Consider the following 24,077-nt stretch of genomic DNA (forward strand, 5'->3'; position numbering starts at 1 on the left):
ATGACTGAACCTCTGCTGCAATTGACCGGCATCAGCCGCAGTTTCATCGCTGGCGACCGCGAGTTCCTGGCGCTGAAAAACATCAACCTGACGATCGAAGCCGGGGAAATGGTGGCGATCATTGGCGCCTCCGGCTCCGGCAAGTCGACCCTGATGAACCTCCTCGGTTGCCTCGATTACGCCACCGCCGGCAGCTACAAAATCAACGGCCGGGAAACCCGTGATCTCGACAACGAGGCCCTGGCCGAATTGCGTCGTGACTACTTTGGCTTCATCTTCCAGCGCTACCACCTGCTGCCGCACCTGAGTGCGATGCACAACGTCGAGATGCCGGCGATCTACTCGGGGACGCCGGAGCCGCAACGCCATGCCCGTGCCCGGGAGCTGTTGGCGCGGCTGGGGCTGGACGGGCACCTGACTCATCGGCCGAGCCAGCTCTCCGGCGGCCAGCAGCAGCGGGTGAGTATTGCCCGGGCCTTGATGAACGGCGGCGAAGTGATCCTCGCGGATGAACCGACCGGCGCCCTCGACACCGCCAGCGGCAAGGAGGTGATGCGCATCCTGCTGGAGCTGCACGCCGCCGGGCACACGGTCATTCTGGTGACCCACGACCCGAAAGTCGCGGCCAACGCCGAGCGCATCATCGAGGTCAGCGACGGTGAAATCCTCAGCGACCGGCGCAATGAACGCGACACCGAACAATTGTCGGGCGATGAACCACCGGTAGCGAAAAGCACGGCGGCGCGACGCCTGGTGGCCAGTCTCGGGTTGTTCAAGGAAGCCTTCAACATGGCGTGGGTGGCGCTGATCTCGCACCGCATGCGCACCTTGCTGACCATGCTCGGGATCGTCATCGGCATCACCTCGGTGGTGTCGATTTCGGCCATCGGCGAGGGCGCCAAGCGCTATGTGCTCAAGGACATCGAGGCGATCGGCAGTAACACCATCGATATCTATTCCGGCACCAGTTTCGGTGACAGTCGCTCGACCGCCATCGAAACCCTGGTGCCCGCCGATGTCGCCGCGCTCAATCAGTTGTATTACGTCGACAGCGCCACCCCGGTGGTCGGGCGCAACCTGCTGCTGCGTTATCGCAACATCGATCTGGATGCGCAGGTCAACGGCGTGAGCGACCTGTATTTCCAGGTGCGCGGGATCAAGATGCAGGCCGGGATACCGTTCAGCGAAAGCGATGCCCGCCGCCAGGCGCAGGTGGTGGTGATCGATCACAAGACCCGCAATCGGCTGTTCGGCGAGCAGGTCGATCCGTTGGGGCAGGTGATCCTGGTCGGCAACTTGCCGTGTACGGTGATTGGCGTGGCGGCGGAGAACAAGAACCTGTTCGCCTCAAGCAAATCGCTCAACGTCTGGGTGCCCTACGAAACCGCCGCCGGGCGCCTGCTGGGCCAGCGTTATCTGGACAGCATCAGCGTGCGGATCAAGGACGGCCAGCCGAGCAAGGTCGTGGAAGACAACGTCAACAAGTTGATGCTGCAACGACACGGAACCAAGGATTTCTTCACCAACAACCTCGACAGCGTGATGCAGACCGTGCAGAAGACCAGCCGCTCGCTGGCGTTGCTGCTGTCATTGATCGCGGTGATTTCCCTGATGGTCGGCGGGATCGGCGTGATGAACATCATGCTGGTGTCAGTCACCGAGCGCACCCGCGAGATCGGCATCCGCATGGCCGTCGGCGCGCGCCAATCGGACATTCGCCAGCAGTTTCTGGTCGAGGCGGTGATGGTCTGTCTGTTGGGCGGGGCGATCGGTATTTCGTTGTCCTACGCCATCGGCTATCTGTTTTCGGTGTTCATCAAAGAGTGGGAAATGATTTTCTCGATGGGTTCGGTCATGACGGCGGTGATCTGTTCAACGCTGATCGGCATCGTTTTCGGCTTCGTCCCGGCGCGCAATGCGTCGCGCCTCGACCCGATCGAGGCGCTGGCGCGGGATTAGCCGGGAGAGCGCAGGTCAGGCAGCGGTGGAGGGATCGCTGTCGTCCTGCGGCGAGTACATCCAGCGCATGAGCGAGTGGCGACCGCTGATGCCCAGTTTGATTGCGGCGCGCTTGAGGTAGCTCTCCACGGTGTTGACCTTCAGTTGCAGCTGTTCGGCCAGTTCCGGGGCGGTACGACCGGCGAGCAGGCCGACGCAGACTTCCGTTTCACGGGTCGACAGGCGCAGGCCCAGTTGCTGCACGCGGTCGGCAAAGCGCAGGCGCAGGGTTTCCAGGCCTTGCCGGGCCGAATCCCGGGCCGACAGTGGTTGCCCTTCGGCGTCGTTACGGGCGGGTTGCAGGGCACTGATGTGTTTTTCCACCATCGGTAGCAGCACCGGGGAAATGTCTTGCAACAAACTTCGCTCATGGGCGGAGAAACGTTGCGACTCACCGTTGCGGTAGACCGAGATCACATAGCGGTATCCGTCCTTGCGCCGGGTCAGGTGCAATTGCGAGGCGTCGGCGACCCTCGCGGTTTCATGACCGGGCGAATCGCTGGAGGCGGGTGCGCTGCTGAGTTCCGAGAACACGGTTTCGGCGAGCAGTGCCGACTCCTTCGGGTGTTCGTTCTCGTTGCGCGGTTGCGCATGAGCGACCGGTTCGACCCGCATCTGGCGGATGTGCGTGGCGTCCACTGCCAGTTGGGCGCTGATCAGATCGTGCAGCATGCGCGGAAAATGGCGGCTGCCGGTGCTGGCAATGACCTTGCCGATGTGCGGAAACAGATGTGAGTTCATGTGGTTCATCCATGAGTTGCAAGGGGTGTCTCGCGATCCTGACGTGCCGGTATGAAGCTCCCTGGCCGGCGCAAATGCATCAGGAATTGGATCCTATCCTAGTACAACGTTTCAGCGACCGTTTAATGAAGGGGTTATTAGCTAATAACCGGAGTACGGCAATCTCTTCGACGGCCGGCAGGTGCGCAAAAAACTCGAACCAATGGAAATCGGCACCGGTCTGTCTCGTAACGGCCACCGTAAAACGGGTGGCTCATCGGGCAGGCAGGAGCATGCAAATGATCGGCGTCGTCATCCCCGCACACAATGAAGAAACCTTGCTCCCATACTGCCTCGCCTCGGTCATCGCCGCCGCGCGGCATCCGCAACTGACTGAACCGGTGCAGATCCTGCTGGTGCTCGACAGCTGCACCGACGGCTCGGCGCAGGTCGCCCGGCAGATGGGCATTCAGACCCTGGCGACCGAAGGGCGCAATGTCGGCGAGGCGCGGTGCGCAGGTGCGGCGGCGTTGATTGCGGCGGGTGCGCGCTGGCTGGCGTTCACCGATGCCGACACGGTGGTGTCCCCGCAATGGTTGATTCGGCAGTTGGCGTTTCAGGTCGATGCCGTGTGTGGCACGGTCAGTGTCGACAGTTGGCAGGAGCATTCGCCGCAGGTGCAGGCCCGTTACGAACACCTCTATCAAGCGGTCGAGGGGCACCGGCACATCCACGGTGCCAACCTTGGAGTGTGTTCGATCGCCTACCAGCGGGCGGGTGGTTTCCGGCCCTTGCCGGCGCACGAGGATGTGCATCTGGTGCGCGATCTGGAGCGGGCCGGGGCGCGTATCGTCTGGACGGCGACAAACAGCGTGATCACCAGTGCGCGCAAACACAGTCGCTGCCGTGAAGGATTCGCTGATTACCTGCTGTCGCTGGCCATGGCTTGAGCGGGATGGCCGTCCGTCGATCCTGCTGAACACCGATCATTTTGCAGCTCTCTACCGGATAACTTCCTGACGAGGTAATCACTATGATGTTCGATCAGCGCAAGCAGGATTCACTGGCGGCATGGCACAAACTGGCGACGCAGGCACAACAGTGGATGGACCCGGAGCAACAGTACGACGAGCTGCTCAAGGCTGCGGATGAAATGGAAGAGAAGGGCCTGATCACCAGCAGTGAATGGCGCCAGCTGGTGCGCGACGCGGGCAGTGTGTTCACCGGATCGCAAGAGCATAAAACCCATTGATGAAAAAAGGCCCGGCAACTGCCGGGCCTTGGTCGTTCCAGGCTTCACGCCGCCATATTGCCGGCGGCCATTTCCTTCTTGTACGTGGCTTTCATCGCTTCCATCTGCGCCCCCAGCTCATCGAGTTTGGCTTTGCCCAGCAGCTTTTTCGCCTGAGGAAACATTTCCGTTTCTTCCTCTTCGATGTGGTGTTCCAGCAACTCCTTCACTACTTTCACGCGGCCGGAAAACTCGGGTGTGCCCGGATCGGTCAACTTCAGATCGGGCAGCACCAGCGAGTCCACGGTGCGGTGTTCTTCCTTGGCTTCGTAATACATGACGTCCTCTTCCTTGCTGCCGGCAGCCTTGAACGCCGGGTAGAGGATTTCTTCTTCGAGGCGGGTATGGATGGAGATTTCCATCTCCAGTTTGCCCAGCAGTTCGGTACGTTTTTTCAGCGCCCGATCCGTCGATTCGCTCAGTTGGGTCAGGATGGTTTTGACTTTTTCGTGGTCGGCTTTGAGAAGGTCAATGGCATTCATGGTGGTTGCCTCTGCTGTCACGGAGTGGACACAGTCCGTTGTCTCACGGCGCTGTGAATTCCCTGAGACCATCGCATTTGTTGTGCCAGGCAGTGACCAGGAAAATATTCATCCGGATCAATGGGTTGTGGCGGTGAAGGCATAACGCTGTCGTGCAGCCTGCCTGAAGAGCACAGGGCGGGCATTGCAGATTACAGTGCGTCAACCGTCGCTAGGCTACCCGGCCTTTCCTTTGCCGGGAGTGGTTGGGCTGCACGGTCTTGGAAACCTTCAACAATTGCGCGAAGGCCGTCTTGTCCACAGGCCGGCTCATGAAGTAACCCTGCACCTCGTTGCACTGATCCTTGCCGAGAATTTCCAGTTGTTCCTCGGTTTCCACGCCTTCAGCCGTGACGGTCAGGCCCATGGCTTTGCCCAGGCCGATGATCGCCTGCACCACCGCACGGTCATTGGCGCCGCTGCTGATGGAGGCGATGAAGCGTTTGTCGATCTTGATGCCGTCGAACGGATAGGCACGCAGGTAACCCAGCGAGGAATAACCGGTGCCGAAGTCATCCATGTTCAACCGCACGCCCAGTTGCTTGAGCGCATTCATGGTGGTGAGTGCGCCGTCGGTGTCGTTGAGCATGACGTTTTCGGTGATTTCCAGCTCCAGGCGACTGGCCGGAAAGCGGGTTTGCACCAGCACTTCACGCACGTCTTCGACCACGTCGCTGAGGGCGAATTGCGCAGGGGAAAGGTTCACCGAGAGCAGAATGTCTTCCGGCCAGGCCAGCGCCGTTTCACAGGCCTCGCGCAATACCCAGCGGCCCAGCGGCACGATCAGGTCGGTCTGTTCGGCCAGTGGTATGAACACGTCGGGGCCGATCATGCCCTGAGTCGGGTGCAGCCAGCGCACCAGCGCTTCGACCGACACGATCTGCTTGCCGTCGACCTTGTAGCGCGGTTGATAGTGCAGCACGAACTCGTCGTTCTTCAGCGCGCGGCGCAGATCGTCCTCCATTTGCCGGCGGGTCTGGATCTGGTCGCTCATGTGCGCTTCGAAATAGCACCAGGTGTTCTTGCCCTCGGACTTGGCCTGATAGAGCGCGATGTCCGCGCAGCGGATCAGCTCGGCGGGCACGAAGCCGTGACGCCGGCTCAGGGCGATGCCGACGCTGGCGCCGATATGCAGGGGTTGATGCTCGAAGGTCACCGGCTGATGCAGGCTGCCGATCAGGCGCGTGCAGAACTTGTCGATTTCGTGGTGGGTGTCCATGCCGTGGAGCACCACCACGAATTCGTCGCCGCCGAGTCGGGCGACGATGTCCTGGTCGCGGGTGCATTCGCGCAATCTTGCGGCGACCTCCTGCAGCACCGCATCGCCGGCCGGATGCCCGAGTGAGTCGTTGATCGGCTTGAAGTTGTCCAGATCGATCATCAGCACCGACAGGGGCGGCGCGTGTTCCTTGAGCAGCAGCGCGTCATCCAGATAGCGCGCGAGTTTGTTGCGATTGGGCAGGCCGGTCAGGGCATCGTGCATCGACAGGTGCTGGATCTGCGCATGGGCGGCGACCTCGTCAGTGATGTCACTGGCCGTACCGCGATAGCCGACCACCTCTTGCCCGTCGAAAATCGGCCGCGCGGAGAGACGGCAGTGACGGGGCTGCCCTGACTGGTCGCGATAGGTACACCGCAGGTCACCGGCGCTGGACTCCTCCGACAGTGTGCGCAGCCACAAGGCCAGCGGGGTCGTGTCGCAGGACAGCAACTGGCCGATGTCCTGTCCCAGCCACTGCGCTTGAGGGTAACCGGTCACCTCGCCGAAGCGGGCCGAGAGGTAGGTGAGGTCCAGATCGCGGTCGATTTCCCAGATCCAGTCCGACGCCGCCTCGGCCACGGCGCGAAAGCGTTCTTCACTGGCTTCCAGCGCACGGTTGGCCGTCTCCAGCGCCTGGTTCGAAGCCTGCATCGCGCTGAAGCTGTTATCGACATAACGCGACGAACGCATGGCGTGGCGGAAAAAATAGGCGGTCAGCAGCATCAGCACCACCAGCGTGGTGCCGAGCGTCGGCATCAAGGACCACAACAAGTGCTGCCCGGGTCGGTCTAGATCAGCGATCAGGCTGTATCCGGTGCTGTCCAGCGGCACCCGTGGCTGTCCCGGCTCGATCGTGTCGTCGGGGGCCAGGGTCAGGTTGTTCAGGCCATAACCGCTGCCGATCTTGCGTAGTTTGGTGGGCGTCAGCTTGTCGACGAACACCAGCACCGAGATCTTCCCCGGTTCATCCATAGGACGTTCGTCGTTGGGAATGATCGCGGCGGCGGTCACGAGCGCCGGCCAGCCTTCGAAGAGTGAATAGGCATTGACGGGTTTGGTCAGGTCGGTCTGGTTCTGTACTTGCGCCACCAGAGCCGGGGCGGAGGCCTGCAGGTATCCGGCAATGTCGGTTTCCAGCAGTTGCCCGCGTATCACCGCGTATTTGGTTTTGTCCCGATCCAGCACGAACACACCGTCATAGCCGTCACTGGTGAACAAGGTCTTGCCCATGTTCTGCTCGGTGTAGGCCCAGTTCGTATCTACCACACCGCTCAAATGCTCGTAGGCCGACGTCCAGTAGGCGTAGCTGGTGATGTAGTTTTTTGACGCGGTGATCCGGTTTTCCAGAGCTCGGGCCGAGTAGAACCGGTTGTCATTGACGTCGTCGTTATCGAGCTGGGTGGCGATACCGAGCAAGGCGCCGGTCGCGGCGATGACACCGGCAACGAACAATGCGCCGACTGCGACGGCAAGGCGTCGGGTGACGGCACTTTGAGGATTGGGAAGGGGGCCAGCGGAAGTGGAAAGGTCCATGTGCTCGTCCTTGATCCGGTGTCTTCTGCATCTAGAACAATGGTTGTGCTGCGATGTTCAGATTGTTTCTTCCCGCGACTGCTGAACTCAATGGCCTGAAGCATAGTTAACCTGTCAGGGATTTGCTTTTTTCAGGTTTGAAACTGTTCACGTTTATTCAAGAAAAATGAAGATTGAATGTAGGAATATTTTCCGGTTGCAACTTACTTACAAGTGATAAGGAAACGTCTTACAGTTCATTTCGCCATGAAATATATAAATATTATTTTTGACAGTGTTTGTGCCATTAAAAAGCCCATTTCAACCGAGGCTGAAACGGGCTTTTTCCGTATCGACAATTTTTACTTCAGATCGTCAAAACGGTCTCGCAGGAACTCGTAAAAGCGAAACGCTTGAAGCGATTTCCAGACGAGGCTCAGCGTACGCAGCAAGTGCTTCATACGTTTTGGCCTCCAGGGCTGGGGGCCAAACCTCCAGCGCACTTACCGGATCACGTGGGCCTTCGGAAAACACGTCAGTATTTCCGGTGAGGTGGCCGGTTGATTTCCCCCCGAGCGATCATTCCGGCACGGGTGCAAATCCGTGTCAGAGGGCTTGAAACCGTTAAGTCACCGGCTTGGCCTTACCGTCGTACTGAAATGTGAGCGTGGGCATGTTAACCCGAATAACTGGTAAAAAAGGGTGTGATTATTAAACGTTTTTGAGAAGGAGGTTTGGTTTTTGTAATTTGTTATTTCTGTCAGTTGATGGGGCGGTACATGATTTTAATGAGCCATTAACGTTTTTCGATGGCTGCTGATGGTGATAGCCAAAATTTCGTTGCATGGGCCAGTAAAGATCAATAACATCACGCCACGTCAGTATTTCCGGTGAGATACAAAAAAGGCCCAGCCGCAAACTGAGCCTTACAGAAAAACCGCCCCGCAAAGGCGGTTTTTTTTCGCCTGTGATTCGGGTGTCTGTCATAGCCTGGTCATCGCGGCATCCACCACCTCGATCCAATGCCTGACCGGTGTACGTCCCGCGCTATCAAGGTGCGACTGACAACCGATATTCGCCGTGACAATCACCTCGGGACGACCGCTTTCCAGGGCATTGAGCCTGTCGTCACGCAGTCTTCGCGCCAGGTCCGGCTGGGTGATCGAATAGGTGCCCGCCGAACCGCAGCACAGGTGTCCATCCGGAACGGCCGTCAGGTTGAAGCCCAGTCGGAGCAGGACCTGTTCAACCGCGCCGCCGAGCTTCTGCGCATGTTGCAGCGTACAGGGGCAATGAAACGCCAGGCGTTGATCGCTCTGGACTCGCAGCTTTTCCAGCGGCTCATCGCGCAGCACTTCCACCAGGTCTTTGGTCATGGCGCTGACTCGCCGGGCCTTTCGCGCATAGGCAGGATCGGTGCAGAGCAGGTGACCGTAATCCTTGATGAAAGCGCCGCAGCCGCTGGCGGTCTGCACGATCGCCTCGACACCTTGTTCGATGGCCGGCCACCAGGCATCGATATTATGGCGGGCGCGATCAAGGCCGGTGGATTGGCCGTCGAGGTGATAGTCCACCGCTCCGCAGCAACCGGCCTCGCGGGCGGGGGTGACAGAGAGGCCCAGCCGATCCAGCACCCGTGCCGCTGCGGCGTTGGTATTGGGTGACAGTCCCGGTTGCACGCAGCCTTCGAGCATCAATACCTGCCGGGTGTGGCGGGGCGTCGGTCGCCAAACCGACATGGCTGGCTGGCGCGGCAGCTTGGTTTGCAAGGCGCCGGGGAGCAACGCGCGCAATACCTGTCCGCTGCTGACCAGCCTTTTGAACAGTCCGGGATTGGGCACCACGCTGCGCAACCCTTCACGCAACAGGCGCTGGCCGAGCGGGCGCGGCACGGCGGCGTCGACCACGGCCCGACCGATATCCAGCAGGTTGTGATAATCCACCCCCGAAGGGCAGGAGGTCTCGCAATTGCGGCAGGACAGGCAGCGATCCAGATGCTGCTGGGTTTTCTGCGTGACCTGATTGCCCTCCAGCACCTGTTTGATCAGATAGATGCGTCCTCGCGGGCCATCGAGTTCATCGCCGAGTAACTGATAGGTCGGGCAGGTCGCGTTGCAGAATCCGCAATGCACGCAGGTGCGCAGAATGCTTTCGGCTTCGGCGGCGCGGGGCAGTTGACGGGCCTGTGGGCTGAGGGTGGTTTGCATGATTCAGAGCTCCGCATACAGGCGACCGGGGTTGAAGATGCCCCGAGGATCGAGCTGGCGCTTGAGGTTCTGGTGGTAGAACAACAGGGCCGGTGACAAAGGATGGAATGGCTCGTCGCTCAAGCCGTGGCTGTAGCAGGTCGCATGTCCGCCGACCTCTTCGACCACCTTGCGAATGAACGCCGCCTCGGCAGCGGACTTGAGCCAGCGCTGGGCGCCGCCCCAGTCGATCAACTGCCGGCCGGGCAGGGCCAGCGGCGGCGTATTGGGTGCAACGGACAGGCGCCAGAGGGGCTGATCCTGATCAAAGAAACTCAGGCGTTGCTCATTCAGATCGGCCCAATACGAGGCCTCCAGCCGCTCGCCGCCGAGGCGCTCGTGGGCCGCCGCCACCGAGCCTTCGCCGCCCTCGAGGCGCAGATGCAAGCGTTCGCCATCGTGGCATGCCGCGCTGATCGGCAACGGTTGCTGCCCCCACTCGGCCAGACGCTGCAAGGCCCGCTCGCTGCCCATCTCCAGGCTGATGCTCAGGCTCTGGCGCGGCTTGGGCAACACCTTGAGTGAAACCTCGGTCAGCACTCCCAGCGCACCGTAACTGCCGACCATCAGGCGCGACAGGTCGTAACCGGCGACGTTTTTCATCACTTCGCCCCCGAACCGCAAATGTTTGCCGTGACCGGTGATGACCCGCGTACCCAGAACAAAGTCGCGCACCGAACCTGCCCACGGACGTCGTGGCCCCGACAACCCGCTGGCGATCATGCCGCCCAGCGTGGCGTCGTCGGCGAAGGCTGGCGGTTCGCAAGGCAGCATTTGCCGGGCGGCGTCCAGCACCTCGAGCAGTTCGGCCAGGGGCGTGCCGCAGCGCGCGGTCACCACCAGTTCGGTCGGGTCGTAGCTGACGATGCCGCGATGGGTGCGGGTGTCGAGAATCTCACCGGCAACGATGCGTCCGAGAAACGCTTTACTGTTGGCCCCCTGAATGCGCAGTGGCGTGGCGTCCTCCAGCGCCTGGCTGACCTGTTCGAGCAGCGCGGCGCTGTCGTCGAAATCCTGTGGGTGCCCCATCAGAAACGCTCCAGTTCGGGGAAGGGCAATTGCCCGCCGTGGACATGCATGGCGCCAAATTCGGCGCAGCGGTGCAGGGTCGGAATGTTCTTGCCCGGGTTGAGCAGCCCACCGGGATCGAACGCAGCCTTGACCGCATGAAAAACCGTCAGCTCATCGCTGTTGAACTGCACGCACATCTGATTGATTTTCTCGCGGCCCACGCCATGTTCGCCGGTGATGCTGCCACCGACCTTCACGCACAGTTCGAGGATCTTGCCGCCCAGGGCTTCGGCGCGCGCCAGTTCACCCGGCTGATTGGCGTCGAACAGAATCAACGGATGCATGTTGCCGTCACCGGCATGAAACACGTTGGCGACGCGCAGCCCATAGTCGGAGGACAACTGCGCGATGGCTTGCAGCACCTCCGGCAACTCACGGCGAGGGATCGTGCCGTCCATGCAGTAATAGTCGGGCGACAATCGGCCGACCGCCGGAAAGGCATTCTTGCGCCCGGCCCAGAAACGCACCCGCTCGGCTTCGTCCCGCGCCTGACGCAGCTCCGTGGCCCCGGCCTGTTCCAGCACCTGGCGAACCCGATTGCAGTCATCGTGGACGTCGGCTTCGACACCATCGAGTTCGCACAGCAGAATGGCCTCGGCGTCGACCGGGTAGCCGGCGTGGATGAAATCTTCGGCGGCGCGGATCGCCAGGTTGTCCATCATTTCCAGGCCTCCCGGAATGATCCCGGCGGCGATGATGTCGCCGACCGCGCGGCCGGCCTTCGCCACGGAGTCGAACGCGGCCAGCAGGACTTTCGCGGTCTGCGGTCTGGGCAGCAGTTTGACGGTGACTTCTGTAATGACCCCGAGCATGCCCTCGGAACCGGTGAACAGCGCGAGCAGATCGAAGCCGGGAGCATCGAGGGCGCTGGAACCGAGGGTCAGGCGTTCGCCATCGACGGTCAGGATCTCGACCTTGAGCAGGTTGTGGACGGTCAGACCGTACTTGAGGCAATGCACGCCGCCGGCGTTTTCCGCCACGTTGCCGCCGATGGAGCAGGCGATTTGCGAGGACGGATCGGGTGCGTAGTACAGACCGAACGGTGCGGCGGCCTGGGAGATCGCCAGGTTGCGCACGCCGGGCTGAACCCGTGCGGTGCGGGCGGCGGGGTCGATGTGCAGGATCTGGTTGAAGCGTGCCATCACCAGCAGCACGCCTTTCTCCAGCGGCAAGGCGCCACCGGAGAGTCCGGTGCCCGCGCCACGGGCCACCACGGGTACGCGGCGCTCGTGGCAGAGCCGCAACACGCCCTGAACCTCATCGATATGCCGGGGCAGTACCACCAGCAACGGCGTGGTGCGGTAGGCGGAGAGCCCGTCACACTCGTAGGGTTTCAGCTCTTCCTGCTGATGCAGCACTTCCAGGCTCGGCCACTGGCTGTGCAAGGCCTGCAACAACGCGGCGCGGTCGACGTCCGGCAGCACACCGTCGACCTGTTCGTCGTAAAGAATGTTCATGTTCGGTGACGACCCTCCGTGTGTTGTTAGAGGTCTGGTTCCATGCTGCACAGTGAACCGTTCGTACTGAACATTAGCCTGCTATTCGATTCGCGGGTGCTGCTGCGCCAAATGTTCGCGTTTGGCTTGCAGTTCGGCGATCTGTGCGTCGATGTCTTCGATCTTCTGCTCGATGTTGTCGTGATGCTCCTGTAGCAGCTCGCGCGCCTCCTCGATGTCGGAAGCGGCCGGTGCCGCGCCGCGCAGCGGTTTGTTCGCGGTTTCCTTCATGGTCACGCCGGTGATCAGACCGACCACGGCAATCACCATCAGGTAGTAGGCCGGCATGTACAGGTTCTGCGTGCTTTCCACCAGCCAGGCCACGGCGGTCGGGGTCAGCCCCGCGATCAGCACCGAAACGTTGAAGGCACTGGCCAGGGCGCTGTAGCGGATGTGGGTGGGAAACATCGCCGGCAGGGTCGAGGCCATCACGCCGATGAAGAAATTGAGCAGCACCGCCAGCACCAGCAATCCGGAGAAGATCAGGCCGATCTTGCCGCTGTTGATCAGCATGAACGCCGGAATGGCGAAGATGAACAGCCCGACGCTGCCGACAATGATGAACGGGCGACGGCCGACCTTGTCGCTGATGAAGCCGATCAGCGGCTGCACGAACAGCATGCCGACCATGATCGCGATGATGATCAGCACGCCATGGTTTTCGCTGTAGTGCAGGTTGTGAGTGAGGTAACTCGGCATGTAGGTGAGCAGCATGTAGTAGGTGACGTTGGTCGCCGCCACCACGCCGATGCAGGTGATCAGACTGCGCCAGTGCTTGGTCGCAACCTCCTTGAACGAAACTTTCGGGCCACCGGCCAGGCCTTCGCGGTCGCCTTGTTCGAGTTTTTCGACGTGCTGCTGGAAGGCCGGTGTCTCTTCGAGGGCGTGACGCAGATAGAGGCCGATCATGCCCAGTGGCAGGGCGAGGAAGAACGGCAGACGCCAGCCCCATGCCTCGAATTGCTGTTCACCGAGGATCGTCGAAATAAGCACCACCACGCCCGCGCCGAAAACGAAACCGGCGATCGAGCCGAAATCCAGCCAACTGCCCAGAAAGCCGCGCTTGCGATCCGGTGCGTACTCGGCGACGAAGATCGAGGCGCCGGTGTATTCGCCGCCGACCGAAAAGCCCTGGGCCATTTTGGCCAGCAACAGCAGGATTGGCGCCCAGATGCCAATCGATGCGTAAGACGGGATCAGCCCGATGGCGAAGGTGCTGAGGGACATGATCACGATGGTCGCGGCGAGGACCTTCTGCCGCCCGTACTTGTCGCCCAGTGCCCCGAAGAACAGGCCGCCAAGCGGCCGGATCAGGAACGGCACCGAGAACGTCGCCAGCGCGGCGATCATCTGCACGCCGGGATTGGCGCCAGGGAAAAATACCTTGCCCAGAACGTAGGCGACGAAGCCGTAGACGCCGAAGTCGAACCACTCCATGGCGTTGCCCAGCGCCGCAGCGGTGATCGCCTTGCGCATCTTGGCGTCGTCGACGATGGTGATGTCCTTCAACCCGATGGGATTGACGTTTTCCTTTACTGATTCCATGCGTGTCACTCGGTATCCGATCTGTTTTCATGCAAGCCGCCGAAGCGCTTGCCTGGGGCCACGCCATCTATTTGATGGCATGGCTTCTTTCAGCTCAGATACAAGCGGACACGAAAAAATTCAGCACTCGTCGCGTTTTTCTTTTTTTCGGGTTGTCGGGGGATGGGGCTCACCGCACCCATGCGATTACCATGGACGCCGGTTCAACAGGAGGCAGGCAATGGATCTGAAGTTCAGTCACGTAGATGTTCTGGTCGAGAATCTTGAAGAAGCCTGTGCGTATTACGCGCAGATTCTCCAGGCGAGGATTTCCCGCACGCTGGTCTGGGAGCGCGGCGGTCTGCATGTGCGCTATGCGATTGCGCTGATCGGGCAAGAGCGCTTCATGCTGGTACAGCCGCTGGCGGGCAATCTCAGGGCGCTTCTGGATCAAGCGGGCGAGGGCATGATCTATCGCCATTGCTATACGACGCCCGATATCGAACAGGCCTATGACGAATTGCTCGGCAGCGGTGTCCAGCCAGAAGACGAGAACGGCAACCCGCTGACCCGCGAAGATCTGCAATCGCCGGCCGGAGCGCGGATCATCTGGTTGCCCAAGCGTTTCGGGCACTTCTCGATCGAGATTCTGGAAGAGAAATCGCTGGAGGCGGCCATCGAGGCGGCGTTTGCCTGAGATCGCCATATGAAAAAGGCCCGGACGATAGATGTCCGGGCCTTTTTCGTTACCTCATGGGAGCGGTTTTTTAGGCCGCATCGCTCAAGGCGTTATCGCTGGCCTTGCTTCGTCCGCCAAGCCAGACCAGCAGCAGTCCCGCCGCCGCCAGCAAGCCACCGGCGACCGGAACGGCGGCATAGCCCAGCCCCTGGCTGATGACTGCGCCACCGAGTGCGGCACCGACCGCGTTGCCGAGGTTGAAGGCGCCGACGTTGATCGACGAGGCCAGGCCCGGGGCTTCCGCTGCGGCAATCATCACGCGCATCTGCAGTGGCGGAACCACGGCGAAGGTGAACACGCCCCACACCAGCAAGGCCAGCGCCGCACCGACGTGACTGCCGAGTACCAGTGGCATCAGCACCATGATGGCTGCCAGGGCGCCGAGGAAGATGCGCGCCGAACCGTCCAGCGACCAGTCCGCCAGACGACCGCCCAGGCTGTTGCCAATGGTGAAGCCGACGCCAATCAGCACCAGACCGAGGGTGATGAAACTGTCGGATGCGCCGGTCAGTTCGGACAGCACCGGGGCCACGTAGGTGTAGAGGGTGAACATGCCGCCTGCGCCAAGCACAGTCGTCGCCATGGCCAGCAGCACGTTGGGGCGGGCGATGACCGCCAGCTCACGGCGCACATTCGGCACGGCGCCGCGTTCACCTTTGGGCAGCGCGTACCACAGGGCCGCGATGGCGAGTAATCCGAGCACCGCAGTGCCGGCGAACGCCATGCGCCAGCCGACCTGTTGGCCGAGCCAGGTGGCGGCGGGTACGCCACCGATGTTGGCGATGGTCAGGCCCATGAACATGGTGGCTACGGCGCTGGCCTGTTTGTCTTTCGGCACCACGCTGGCGGCGACCACCGCACCGAGGCCGAAGAACGCACCGTGGTTGAGGCTGGTGACCAGACGCGAAGCGAGCAGGGTGTAGTAGTCCGGCGCCAGGGCCGACAGCAGGTTGCCGAGGGTGAAGATGCCCATCAGCATCATCAGGGCGGCGCGCTTGCCGAAACGGCTGAACAGCAGGGTCATGATCGGCGCGCCGACCATCACGCCGATGGCGTAGGCGGTGACCAGCATGCCCGCGCTGGGAATGCTCGCGCCCACGCCTTCGGCGATCACCGGCAGCAGGCCCATGGGGGTGAATTCGGTGGTGCCGATGCCGAAGGCACCGATGGCCAGCGCGAACAGGACGCGTCCGGATTTCATTGGGGTTGCTCCTCTGAGACGAGTTGGATGCCGTAGAGGTTCATGTCGCTGGCGATGAAGCAAACCGGATAATGGTCGTCGACGACACGCTTGCGACACGCCCCAGGCGATCGGTTGGATGGCGCCCAGTATGTCCACCTGATGTCGCGGGATTAAGCCGCCGATGCACCAAAGTCCTTTGACCGCAAGTCACGAATCGATGAAAGCAACGCGCGTCCCTGGCATGGATGCCCAGAGACGCAAGTCCCTTCGTCGTTAATTGAACGCTTGCCTTCGACAGGGTGTTTACTTCTATTCAGGCCCTGTACGCACGCAGAGGTGAATCCGATGAGCAACGAACGTCCCGCCCCCGAAACCCAAGGTGTCACCGTGCAGCTATTGGCAACGATCGATCTTGGCACCGAGATCGAGGGCATGGCCGGGCGGCAACTTCGAATGCGACTGGTGACCATCGAAAGTGGCGGGGTATTCGGGCCGGTGCATGACCACATCGACAGGCCCGGCGTTGTGTACATATTGCAAGGAACCATCACCGACCATCGAAACGGCGTCGCCACGGACTACGGGCCAGGCGTGGGCTGGCCCGAGGACCACAACACCACGCACTGGCTCGAGAACAGAGGAGCGGTCCCGGCGCGGGAGATCTCGGTGGATATTGTCAGGCTGGGGTGAGGGCAGGCGGATCGCTGACGGTTTCCCGTGCCCGTCAAGGCGCGACGCTACGTTCGATAAGCCAGTTGCACGCACACCTTCGCCAGCTGGGTTGTCGGGTCGACCAGCGCGACGCAATGGCCGTTGATCTCGAACGCTTCGCTGTGCCTGAGCACCAGCGGCAACTCCGTGCAGCCGAGGATCAGCACGTCGGCCCCCAGCTCACACAAATGCTCGGCGGCGATCAGCAGTTGGTCTTTGCAGATGCCCTCGGTAAACCCTGCCTTGATGCCGCGCTCGCCATAGATCGAGTCCATGACCAACGCCTGATAGTCGACGCCAGGGGTGACGATGTGCAGCCCGGCCCGCCGCGCGGCCTCGTGGTAGACCTGGCTTTTGATCGTCCCGGAAGTCGCCAGCAGCCCCACGGTTTTGCCAGCGCCGTACTGCTGCACGATCGCTTCTACGGTTTCGGTCAGCATGTTCACGATGGGCACGCGCAAGTGTGTCTGGATGCGCTCGACAAACGCGTGAGCGGTGTTGCACGGGATCGCGATCGCATGGGCACCGGCACTTTCCAGACGCTTGCAAGTGGCGTACATCGCCATCGTCGGATCTGTTTCCTCATACAGCAGGTTGGCCGTGCGATCGGGAATCTGCGGGTTCTGTTCCACCACCATTTTGAGGTGTTCCTGATCGCGATCCGCAGGCGTGTTGGCAACCACCTTGCCCATGAAGTCCACGGTTGCCGCCGGGCCGACGCCTCCGACGATGCCGAGTTTGAAGGGCGGGCGGATCGAGCCTCCCTCTTCCTGTGTTGCGAAACCGGCGTACACCTCGTTGATGTCCAGCACGCGGATGCCGCGCCGTTGCAGGTCGCCGCAGACCAGCGAGAGCTCGGTCATGCCCGGCAGGACAATCGACGCCCCCTGATCCTGCAGCGACAGGCAGGCTTGATACACCGTCTCCAATGGCACGCCTTGCAGGTTGCCATCCTTGACCCCGTTGAGGCCGTACATCGCGTGCATCAGCGCGGCCTGTTCGTCGCTGCCCGGATAAACCAGTTTGAAGTCCCCAAAGTAACGTTCGAACAGGCCTGAATGGCGAACGTAGTCCGAGGCGACAATACCCAGGACTGCGCCGGGTTCGGCCAGGTGTTCGACGTGCCGACGCAGCGCCGTCAGCATGTCGAGCACCGGGATATTCAGTTCTTGCTGGATTTCATCGCGGAACGTGTGGCTGGCGAAGCACGGCAGCATCACCGCATCCACGCCGTTGTCCTCGAAGGATTTGCAGACCTGGAAAACGTAGAACTTCCTCGAGGTCATGTTGGCTTTGCGGTCCAGCGGCAGCAGCACATCCTTGAACGGGTGTTGCTCGAAGAGGAAGTGATAGCGGCCCTGATCCTCAAGCACCGCTCTGGATTTGACCAGTTTGTAAAACAGGTCACCGCCGGCCAGGGACCCGAGGCCACCGACGATGCCCAGTTTGCGTACGCGGCCAGGGGCTGATGTGCTTTGCATGATCGTCATCCTCAGGCCACGGTGGCCGAACGTTTGGACAGCGCAGCCGTCTCTCGCGAGCCTTCACCCTGAGGCGCCTCGCCGGGTTCTTCATGGGGTTCGGATTTCGCCACCACGGCGGTGGCGATACTGTTGCCCACGACGTTGGTGGCGGTACGTGCCATATCGAGGAACTGGTCGATGCCAATGATCAGCAACAGCCCGGCTTCGGGAAGGTTGAACATCGGCAGCGTGGCGGCGACCACCACAATCGAGGCGCGTGCCACGCCGGCCATGCCTTTGCTGGTAATCATCAGCGTCAGCAGGATCAGCAGTTGCTGGGTGAAGCTCAGGTCGATGTTGTAGGCTTGGGCGATGAACATGATGGCGAACGCCTGGTACATCATCGAGCCGTCGAGATTGAACGAGTAGCCCAGTGGCAGGACGAAGCTCGACACCCGTTTCGGCGCGCCGAATTTCTCAAGGGCTTCCATGGTTTTCGGGTACGCCGACTCGCTGCTGGCGGTGGAGAACGCTAAGAGGATCGGTTCGCGAATGAGCTTGCCGAGGCTGAACACCGAACGCCCGAGAAACAGGTAACCGGCGCCAAACAGCACGGCCCACAGGATCAGAATGCCGAAGTAGAACTCGGCGATCAGCTTGCCGTAATCCACCAGCAGACCGATGCCCTGGGTGGTGATGGCCGAGGCAATCGCCGCGAACACGCCAATCGGGGCGAAGGCCATGACGTAGTCGGTGATCTTGAACATCACCTTCGCCAACTCCTCGATGCTGTCGACCACCCGGGTGTAGCCCGCGCGTTTCACGCCGGCCAGGGCAAAGCCGAAGAACAGCGAAAACACCACGATCTGCAGAATCTCGTTGTTGGCCATGGCCTCGGCGATGCTGCGCGGGAATACGTGGCTGATGAACACCTTGAGGCTGAAATCGCCGGTGTTGACCACCACCGGGCTCGCCGCGTGCTGAACTACCTCCATGTTCAGTCCGGCGCCCGGCTGGAACAGGTTGACCAGGCCCATGCCAATGGCCAGGGACACCGCCGAGGCGCTGACAAACCAGAGCATCGCCCGCAGGCCAATGCGCCCGACCGCTCGGGAGTTGCCCATGCTGGCGATGCCGCCGACCAGGGTGGCGAAGACCAGCGGCGCAATAATCATCTTGATCATGCGCAGGAAAATATCGGTGACCATCGAGAAGTAGGCGGCGATCTCTTTGGCGCTTTGTTCGCTCCCTGCGAAATGGTGGCAGGTCCAACCGACCAGCACGCCCAGGGCAATGCCAATGGCGATTCGACGCGGAAGTTTGTTGTTCTTCACGGAGCTTTCCTCAAGTGGTTTTTGTGCTTTTTCTACTTGGCAGGACGCCAGTGCATCGGGACGCAGCGATGGGCTGGCGCCTCGATGTTTTCGATTCTAGGGGCGTGTTGGCACCCCGTTGATGAGTAATCCCGATGGCCCTATGCGGTTTTGGAATAGTTTTGCAAAGGCGTGTCTGGCACCGGAAAACGCGACGTACACTGTGGTTTCACCGCGTGAGGCGCCGATATGCAAATCAAATGGCTGGACGATCTTCTAGCGATTTCCGAGTGGAAAAACTTCTCCCGTGCGGCGGAGGTTCGCTGTGTGACGCAATCGGCCTTGTCACGGCGCATACGTTCGCTGGAAGAGTGGGTCGGCGCCGAGCTGGTGGATCGCGGCACCTATCCGGTTCAGCTCACCCCGGCGGGGCGTACGTTCTGCACGGAAGGGCGTGAGGCGCTGGCGGGGTTGTTGAGGCTGCGTTCGGCTTTGCGCGAGGGCGAGCGGATGCCCGGACGATCGATTCAGGTTACTGCCGGCCACAGCCTTTCAATGACTTTCCTGCCGAAGTGGCTGACGCAGTTTCAGCAGCACAACGAGCAGTTCAATGCCCGGGTGGTTGCGGCCAACATCCATGACGCGGTGATCGCGCTGGAAGAGGGCGGCTGCGATTTGATGATCGTCTATCACCACCCCCTGGCGCCGATTCTTCTGGACCCGGAAAAATTCGGCAGCCTGACCCTGGGGCACGACGCCTTCATCCCGTTATGTGCGCCTGACCCACAGGGTCAGCCGCTCTACCGCCTGCCGGGCACCACCGCCAAACCCGTGCCGCACCTGGCCTACACCGCCACCACTTTCCTCGCTCGCGTTGCCGATATCGTCATCCGGAACGGTCCCGGTGCCAGTGTTCTGGAACGGTGCTACGAGGCTGACATGGCGATGCTGCTGATGCGCATGGCGATCGAAGGTTATGGCGTGGCCTGGCTGCCGCAAAGTGCGGTGGTCGACGAGCTGCAACGAGGGCAGTTGGTCAGGGCCGGCGGTGATGAGTGGAGCACGCGGCTGGAAATTCGCACCTACTGCTCGATCACCAACGAAAACCCGACCATGCGCAGCCTGTGGAAGACCCTCGAAGGGGCCTCGCGCAATCTGCACGGGAGTGCGTCGGCTCACTGAGCCTTGGGTTTGCGACCGCGCGCGGACGGTTTGACCGGCACGCTTTTGCCGTACTCGCTCCACCATTGGGTGAGCGCCTCCATGGTCGGGCCAAGTGCCCGAGCCTTGGCGGTCATCTCGTATTCGACGCGCGGAGGAACTTCGGCAAAGACTGTCCGGGTGATCAGCCCGTCGTTTTCCAGCTCGCGAAGTTGCGCCGTCAGCATGTGCTGGGTGATGCCATCGATCGCCTTGCGCAGCTCGCCGAAGCGGTAGATCCGCTGGTTCAGCAGCCACATGATTTCCAGTTTCCACTTGCCCGAAAGCAGCGCGAAAGCCCGGCGCATCTCTTCGTGCATGTTGACGTTTTCGGCGTCATTAGTCTGGTTTTCCATACTAAGTTCCAGTTTTTCATCCTGCTTGTGGACTTTCATGTTAGGCGACATCGTAGGGGCAAGCCATCCCTCAACACCCTGACTGACTGGAGATTCACATGTCCCGACTCAATGAAAAAGTAGCCTTCGTCACCGGCGCCGGCCGTGGTATCGGCCGCGCGACGGCCAGGCTCTTCGCGGCGCAAGGCGCGAAGGTCGCAGTGGTTTCGCGCACGGCTGAAAATGTCGACCAAGTGGTGGCGGAGATCCGCGCGGCCGGTGGCGTTGCGCTGGGTGTGGTCTGCGATCTGGGCGATCCCGACCAGATCACCGCAGCGGTCGCCAACGTGGCGCAAACCTTTGGCCGGATCGACATTCTGGTGAACAACGCGTTCGATCCGTCGGTGGTGTTTTCATCGGTGCTCGACCTGTCGACCGATCAGCTGCAACGCAACTTTGAGATGGGGCCGATTGCCTATCTGAGAACCATGCAAGCCTGCTATCCGCACCTCAAGGCCAGCGGCGCGGGCCGGGTCATCAACTTCGGCTCGCTGGCCGGCGTCATCGGCATGCCGGGATACGCCCCGTACAACATGGCCAAGGAAGCGGTGCGCGCGCTGACCCGTTCGGCGGCCAGGGAGTGGGGCGCCGACAACATCACGGTGAATAACGTCATGCCGGTCGCCGACACCTGGGGGGCGGCGGCCAATGTACCGGCGCCCACCAACGTGCTGGGCCGTTATGGCTCGCCGGAGGAAGACATTGCCCCGGTGGTGCTGTTCCTCGCCAGCAAGGACGGGCAATTCCTCACCGGTTACAGCCTGACGCCTGACGGCGGACAGATCATCGACAGCGCGCGGTAACGTTCAGGGTCGCGGGCTTGCTCGCGAGTTGCGCTGTATCCCGGCATCAAACGCTGGCGGGTACGACGCCTTCGCGAGCCAGTCCGCTCTCGGCGTTATGGCGGTGGTGGGCCTTGCGAGCCGAACGTGCGGCAAGCAAGGCAAGAACCGCCGCCACGCCAAGTAGCAACGCGCTCAACTCGAACGTCGCCCGATAACCGTTCAAGTCAAACACCAACCCACCCACGGTCGCACCGGACGCAATCGCCAATTGAACGATTGCCACCATCAACCCGCCTCCGGCCTCGGCATCATTCGGAAGCGTTCTCGCCAGCCATGTCCACCAGCCCACTGGCGCGGCCGTTGCGACCAGTCCCCAGAACCCCAGCAGCACGGTCGTGGTGATCGCCGAGCTGCCGAATGACACCAGCCCCAGCGCGATGACGGCCATCAGAACCGGGATGACAATCAGCGTGCGGTGCAGGCCTTTTTTCAGGAAGGCCTCAATCAGGAAAGTGCCGGCGAGCCCCGCCAGCCCCAGAACCAGCAACATCAGCGAGAGCATGGAAACGCTGACGTGCGTAACCGTTTCCAGAAACGGGCGCAGGTAGGTGAACAACATGAACTGGCCCATGAAAAATACGCTGACCGCCAGCATGCCCAGCGCCACCGGCATGAGTTTCATCAGGCTGAAGACATTGCCGGTGCCGGAACGGGTCTGCGCCTTCATGGTCGGCAGGCTGACCAACAGCCAGACCGTCGTGATCAACGCCACCGGCACCACGCAGAAGAACGCGCCGCGCCAGCCGATCAGCGCACCCAGATAGGCGCCAAGGGGCGCGGCCACCACGGTTGCCAGTGCATTGCCGCCGTTGACGATGGCCATGGCCCGGGTGATCTGGTCTTCCGGAACCAGGCGCATGGCGGTCGCAGCCGAGAGCGACCAGAAGCCGCCAATCGCCACGCCGATCAGTGCGCGGCCGACCATGAACATCCAGTAGCTCGGGGCAAAGGCGACCACCGCGCCGGACAGGATCATCAGCAGGGTCAGGGAAAGCAGCAGCGGCTTGCGGTCGACGCGCGCGGCGAGCATCGGGATCAGCAGGCTGGTGAACAGGGCGAACAGCCCCGATACGGAGATGCCCTGGCCGGCCTGTCCCTCGGTGACCTGCAAATCGGCGGCAATCGGCGTCAGCAGGCTGACCGGCATGAATTCCGAAGCCACCAGCACGAACGCGGCCAGCGACATGGCCAGGACCGCGCCCCATGAGTGCTGGACTTCACGGGCGTCGGGAAGGGAGTGATGAGTCATTGTCTGAATCCTGTATTGCGTGAAGCGTCGCGGCTTCGGGAGCGAAGCCGCGAGAGGGAAGAGGTGCCCGTCGCGGGCACCGAACGGGCGTGCTCAGCCAGCCAGCGTTGCGTTGTCGATCACGAAGCGGTACTTCACGTCACCCTTGAGCATGCGCTCGTAGGATTCGTTGATCTGGTCGGCACGAATCAGTTCGATGTCCGAGACGATGCCGTGTTCGGCGCAGAAATCGAGCATCTCCTGGGTTTCGGGAATACCGCCGATCATCGAGCCGGCCAGCGTGCGGCGCTTCATGATCAGGTTGAACACGTTGGGTGACGGATGCGGCGAGGCCGGCGCGCCGACCAGGGTCAATGCCCCGTCGCGCTTGAGCAGCACCAGGAATGCGTCGAGATCGTGCGGTGCGGCAACCGTGTTGAGGATGAAGTCGAAGCTCTTGGCATGCGCGGCCATTTCTTCGGCGTTGCGCGACACCACGACTTCATCGGCGCCCAGTTCCCTGGCCGCTTCACGTTTGGATTCGGAGGTGGTGAACGCGACGACATGGGCACCCATCGCGTGAGCCAGTTTGATGCCCATGTGGCCCAGGCCACCGATGCCGACTACGCCGATCTTCTTGCCCGGCCCGGCGTTCCAGTGACGCAGCGGCGAGTAGGTGGTGATCCCGGCGCACAGCAACGGTGCGACAGCGGCCAGTTGTGCCTCGGGATGGCGGATGCGCAGGACGTAGCGCTCATGCACCACGATGTTTTGCGAATAGCCACCGAGGGTCCAGCCGGGTGCGTCCGGGGTCGGGAAGTTGTAGGTGCCGATCATGCCGTCGCAATAGTTTTCCAGGCCGGTTTCACAGTCATCGCAGTGTTTGCAGCTGTCGACGATGCAACCGACGCCGACCAGATCGCCGACCCGGAAATCCGCGACATGGGCGCCCACCGCCGAAACGCGACCCACGATTTCATGGCCCGGCACGCAAGGAAACTGCGTACCGGCCCACTCGGCGCGGACCTGGTGCAGATCCGAATGGCAGATGCCACAGAAGGCGATATCGATCTGTACATCATGGGCGGCCGGCGCGCGGCGATTGATTTGCATCGGCTCAAGGGGTTTGTCGCCCGCGTGGGCACCGTAGGCTTGTACAAGCATGGGAACATCCTCGATGAGTTTCTCGGATGGACATTCTCTCGGTCTTGTCGCAGGCGCTGTAGTTCATTCCAGTGGAATGCTTGCCCGATTCTCTGATTCTTGATTTCCGGCAGGGCGCTTGCCTGTGCCGGGGTGTTAAACCGACAGCCGCGCCGCTGCGCGTCACTCTATGGACTCGCCATACCTTGAACTATGG

Annotated in this window: 21 protein-coding genes; 8 read left to right on the top strand and 13 right to left on the bottom strand. The window is 61.5% G+C overall.

Going from position 1 to position 24,077, the window contains the following annotated elements; genetic code table 11:
- Entirely contained in the window at nt 1-1,959 is a 1,959-nt protein-coding gene (locus N8H74_RS17570) for a MacB family efflux pump subunit (RefSeq protein ID WP_262149110.1), read from the top strand.
- A gap of 15 nt (nt 1,960-1,974) precedes the next feature.
- Here N8H74_RS17570 and N8H74_RS17575 read toward each other — a convergent pair whose 3' ends face one another.
- The gene (locus tag N8H74_RS17575) at nt 1,975-2,739 is read right to left on the bottom strand and encodes a helix-turn-helix transcriptional regulator (RefSeq protein WP_217834265.1); all 765 of its coding nucleotides are present in this window, start codon (nt 2,737-2,739) and stop codon (nt 1,975-1,977) included.
- A 278-nt stretch (nt 2,740-3,017) separates the two neighbouring features.
- Between N8H74_RS17575 and N8H74_RS17580 the strand changes: the two genes are divergently transcribed.
- Both N8H74_RS17580 and N8H74_RS17585 read left to right on the top strand, forming a co-directional pair.
- A complete protein-coding gene (locus N8H74_RS17580; RefSeq protein ID WP_217834266.1) occupies nt 3,018-3,668 on the top strand; it encodes a glycosyltransferase in 651 nt (216 codons plus the stop codon).
- An 86-nt stretch (nt 3,669-3,754) separates the two neighbouring features.
- Nucleotides 3,755-3,970 carry a hypothetical protein gene (locus N8H74_RS17585; RefSeq protein WP_217834307.1) on the top strand — a complete coding sequence of 72 codons (216 nt, stop codon included), beginning with the start codon at nt 3,755-3,757 and terminating at the stop codon, nt 3,968-3,970.
- Nucleotides 3,971-4,014: 44 nt separating this feature from the next.
- On the opposite strand, the gene N8H74_RS17590 is transcribed toward N8H74_RS17585, so the two are convergent.
- The 6 genes from N8H74_RS17590 to proP all read right to left on the bottom strand — a co-directional run bounded on the left by N8H74_RS17590 (nt 4,015) and on the right by proP (nt 13,661).
- Nucleotides 4,015-4,491 (bottom strand): hemerythrin domain-containing protein, encoded by a 477-nt coding sequence (locus tag N8H74_RS17590; protein ID WP_262149113.1) that lies wholly within the window; start codon nt 4,489-4,491, stop codon nt 4,015-4,017.
- A gap of 211 nt (nt 4,492-4,702) precedes the next feature.
- On the bottom strand, nt 4,703-7,324 hold the full coding sequence (locus tag N8H74_RS17595; RefSeq protein WP_262149115.1) for an EAL domain-containing protein: 2,622 nt from the start codon (nt 7,322-7,324) through the stop codon (nt 4,703-4,705).
- A 962-nt stretch (nt 7,325-8,286) separates the two neighbouring features.
- Nucleotides 8,287-9,510: a glycolate oxidase subunit GlcF gene (gene glcF / locus N8H74_RS17600; protein ID WP_262149117.1), complete on the bottom strand. Its 1,224-nt coding sequence runs from the start codon at nt 9,508-9,510 to the stop codon at nt 8,287-8,289.
- A 3-nt stretch (nt 9,511-9,513) separates the two neighbouring features.
- Complete coding sequence (gene glcE / locus N8H74_RS17605) at nt 9,514-10,578, bottom strand: glycolate oxidase subunit GlcE (RefSeq protein WP_262149119.1); 1,065 nt, start codon at nt 10,576-10,578, stop codon at nt 9,514-9,516.
- Nucleotides 10,578-12,077, bottom strand: a complete 1,500-nt coding sequence (gene glcD / locus N8H74_RS17610) for a glycolate oxidase subunit GlcD (RefSeq protein ID WP_262149120.1) — start codon at nt 12,075-12,077, stop codon at nt 10,578-10,580. The genes glcE and glcD overlap by 1 nt, the downstream gene beginning before the upstream one ends.
- Before the next feature lie 81 nt (nt 12,078-12,158).
- On the bottom strand, nt 12,159-13,661 hold the full coding sequence (proP, locus tag N8H74_RS17615) for a glycine betaine/L-proline transporter ProP (protein WP_262149122.1): 1,503 nt from the start codon (nt 13,659-13,661) through the stop codon (nt 12,159-12,161).
- A 29-nt stretch (nt 13,662-13,690) separates the two neighbouring features.
- Here proP and N8H74_RS17620 point away from each other — a divergent pair, with 29 nt between their 5' ends.
- Nucleotides 13,691-13,891 (top strand): hypothetical protein, encoded by a 201-nt coding sequence (locus N8H74_RS17620; protein WP_262149124.1) that lies wholly within the window; start codon nt 13,691-13,693, stop codon nt 13,889-13,891.
- Entirely contained in the window at nt 13,882-14,337 is a 456-nt protein-coding gene (locus N8H74_RS17625) for a VOC family protein (protein WP_217834277.1), read from the top strand. Before N8H74_RS17620 ends, N8H74_RS17625 begins: the two co-directional genes overlap by 10 nt.
- A gap of 70 nt (nt 14,338-14,407) precedes the next feature.
- On the opposite strand, the gene N8H74_RS17630 is transcribed toward N8H74_RS17625, so the two are convergent.
- Nucleotides 14,408-15,580, bottom strand: a complete 1,173-nt coding sequence (locus N8H74_RS17630; RefSeq protein ID WP_262149126.1) for an MFS transporter — start codon at nt 15,578-15,580, stop codon at nt 14,408-14,410.
- 327 nt (nt 15,581-15,907) lie between these two features.
- On the opposite strand from N8H74_RS17630, the gene N8H74_RS17635 reads away from it, so the two are divergent.
- The gene (locus N8H74_RS17635) at nt 15,908-16,252 is read left to right on the top strand and encodes a cupin domain-containing protein (protein ID WP_217834279.1); all 345 of its coding nucleotides are present in this window, start codon (nt 15,908-15,910) and stop codon (nt 16,250-16,252) included.
- A gap of 47 nt (nt 16,253-16,299) precedes the next feature.
- On the opposite strand, the gene N8H74_RS17640 is transcribed toward N8H74_RS17635, so the two are convergent.
- Nucleotides 16,300-17,754: an amino acid racemase gene (locus tag N8H74_RS17640; protein ID WP_262149129.1), complete on the bottom strand. Its 1,455-nt coding sequence runs from the start codon at nt 17,752-17,754 to the stop codon at nt 16,300-16,302.
- Nucleotides 17,755-17,765: 11 nt separating this feature from the next.
- Nucleotides 17,766-19,070, bottom strand: coding sequence for a dicarboxylate/amino acid:cation symporter (locus N8H74_RS17645; protein WP_262149131.1), 1,305 nt, complete (start codon nt 19,068-19,070; stop codon nt 17,766-17,768).
- Between the two features lie 228 nt (nt 19,071-19,298).
- On the opposite strand from N8H74_RS17645, the gene N8H74_RS17650 reads away from it, so the two are divergent.
- A complete protein-coding gene (locus N8H74_RS17650) occupies nt 19,299-20,231 on the top strand; it encodes a LysR substrate-binding domain-containing protein (protein ID WP_262149133.1) in 933 nt (310 codons plus the stop codon).
- Here the strand turns inward: N8H74_RS17650 and N8H74_RS17655 are convergent.
- Entirely contained in the window at nt 20,225-20,605 is a 381-nt protein-coding gene (locus N8H74_RS17655; RefSeq protein ID WP_225930191.1) for a helix-turn-helix domain-containing protein, read from the bottom strand. The two genes, N8H74_RS17650 and N8H74_RS17655, sit on opposite strands and share 7 nt — an antisense overlap.
- 98 nt (nt 20,606-20,703) lie before the next feature.
- Between N8H74_RS17655 and N8H74_RS17660 the strand changes: the two genes are divergently transcribed.
- Nucleotides 20,704-21,447, top strand: a complete 744-nt coding sequence (locus N8H74_RS17660) for an SDR family oxidoreductase (protein WP_262149136.1) — start codon at nt 20,704-20,706, stop codon at nt 21,445-21,447.
- A 46-nt stretch (nt 21,448-21,493) separates the two neighbouring features.
- Here the strand turns inward: N8H74_RS17660 and N8H74_RS17665 are convergent, their stop codons facing one another.
- Nucleotides 21,494-22,738, bottom strand: coding sequence for an MFS transporter (locus tag N8H74_RS17665; protein ID WP_262149137.1), 1,245 nt, complete (start codon nt 22,736-22,738; stop codon nt 21,494-21,496).
- A gap of 93 nt (nt 22,739-22,831) precedes the next feature.
- Nucleotides 22,832-23,881, bottom strand: a complete 1,050-nt coding sequence (locus N8H74_RS17670) for an NAD(P)-dependent alcohol dehydrogenase (RefSeq protein WP_262149138.1) — start codon at nt 23,879-23,881, stop codon at nt 22,832-22,834.
- Nucleotides 23,882-24,077 lie beyond the last annotated feature (196 nt).

It is taken from the genome of Pseudomonas sp. B2M1-30 (assembly GCF_025447575.1).
In the GTDB taxonomy this organism is placed as follows: domain Bacteria; phylum Pseudomonadota; class Gammaproteobacteria; order Pseudomonadales; family Pseudomonadaceae; genus Aquipseudomonas; species Aquipseudomonas botevensis.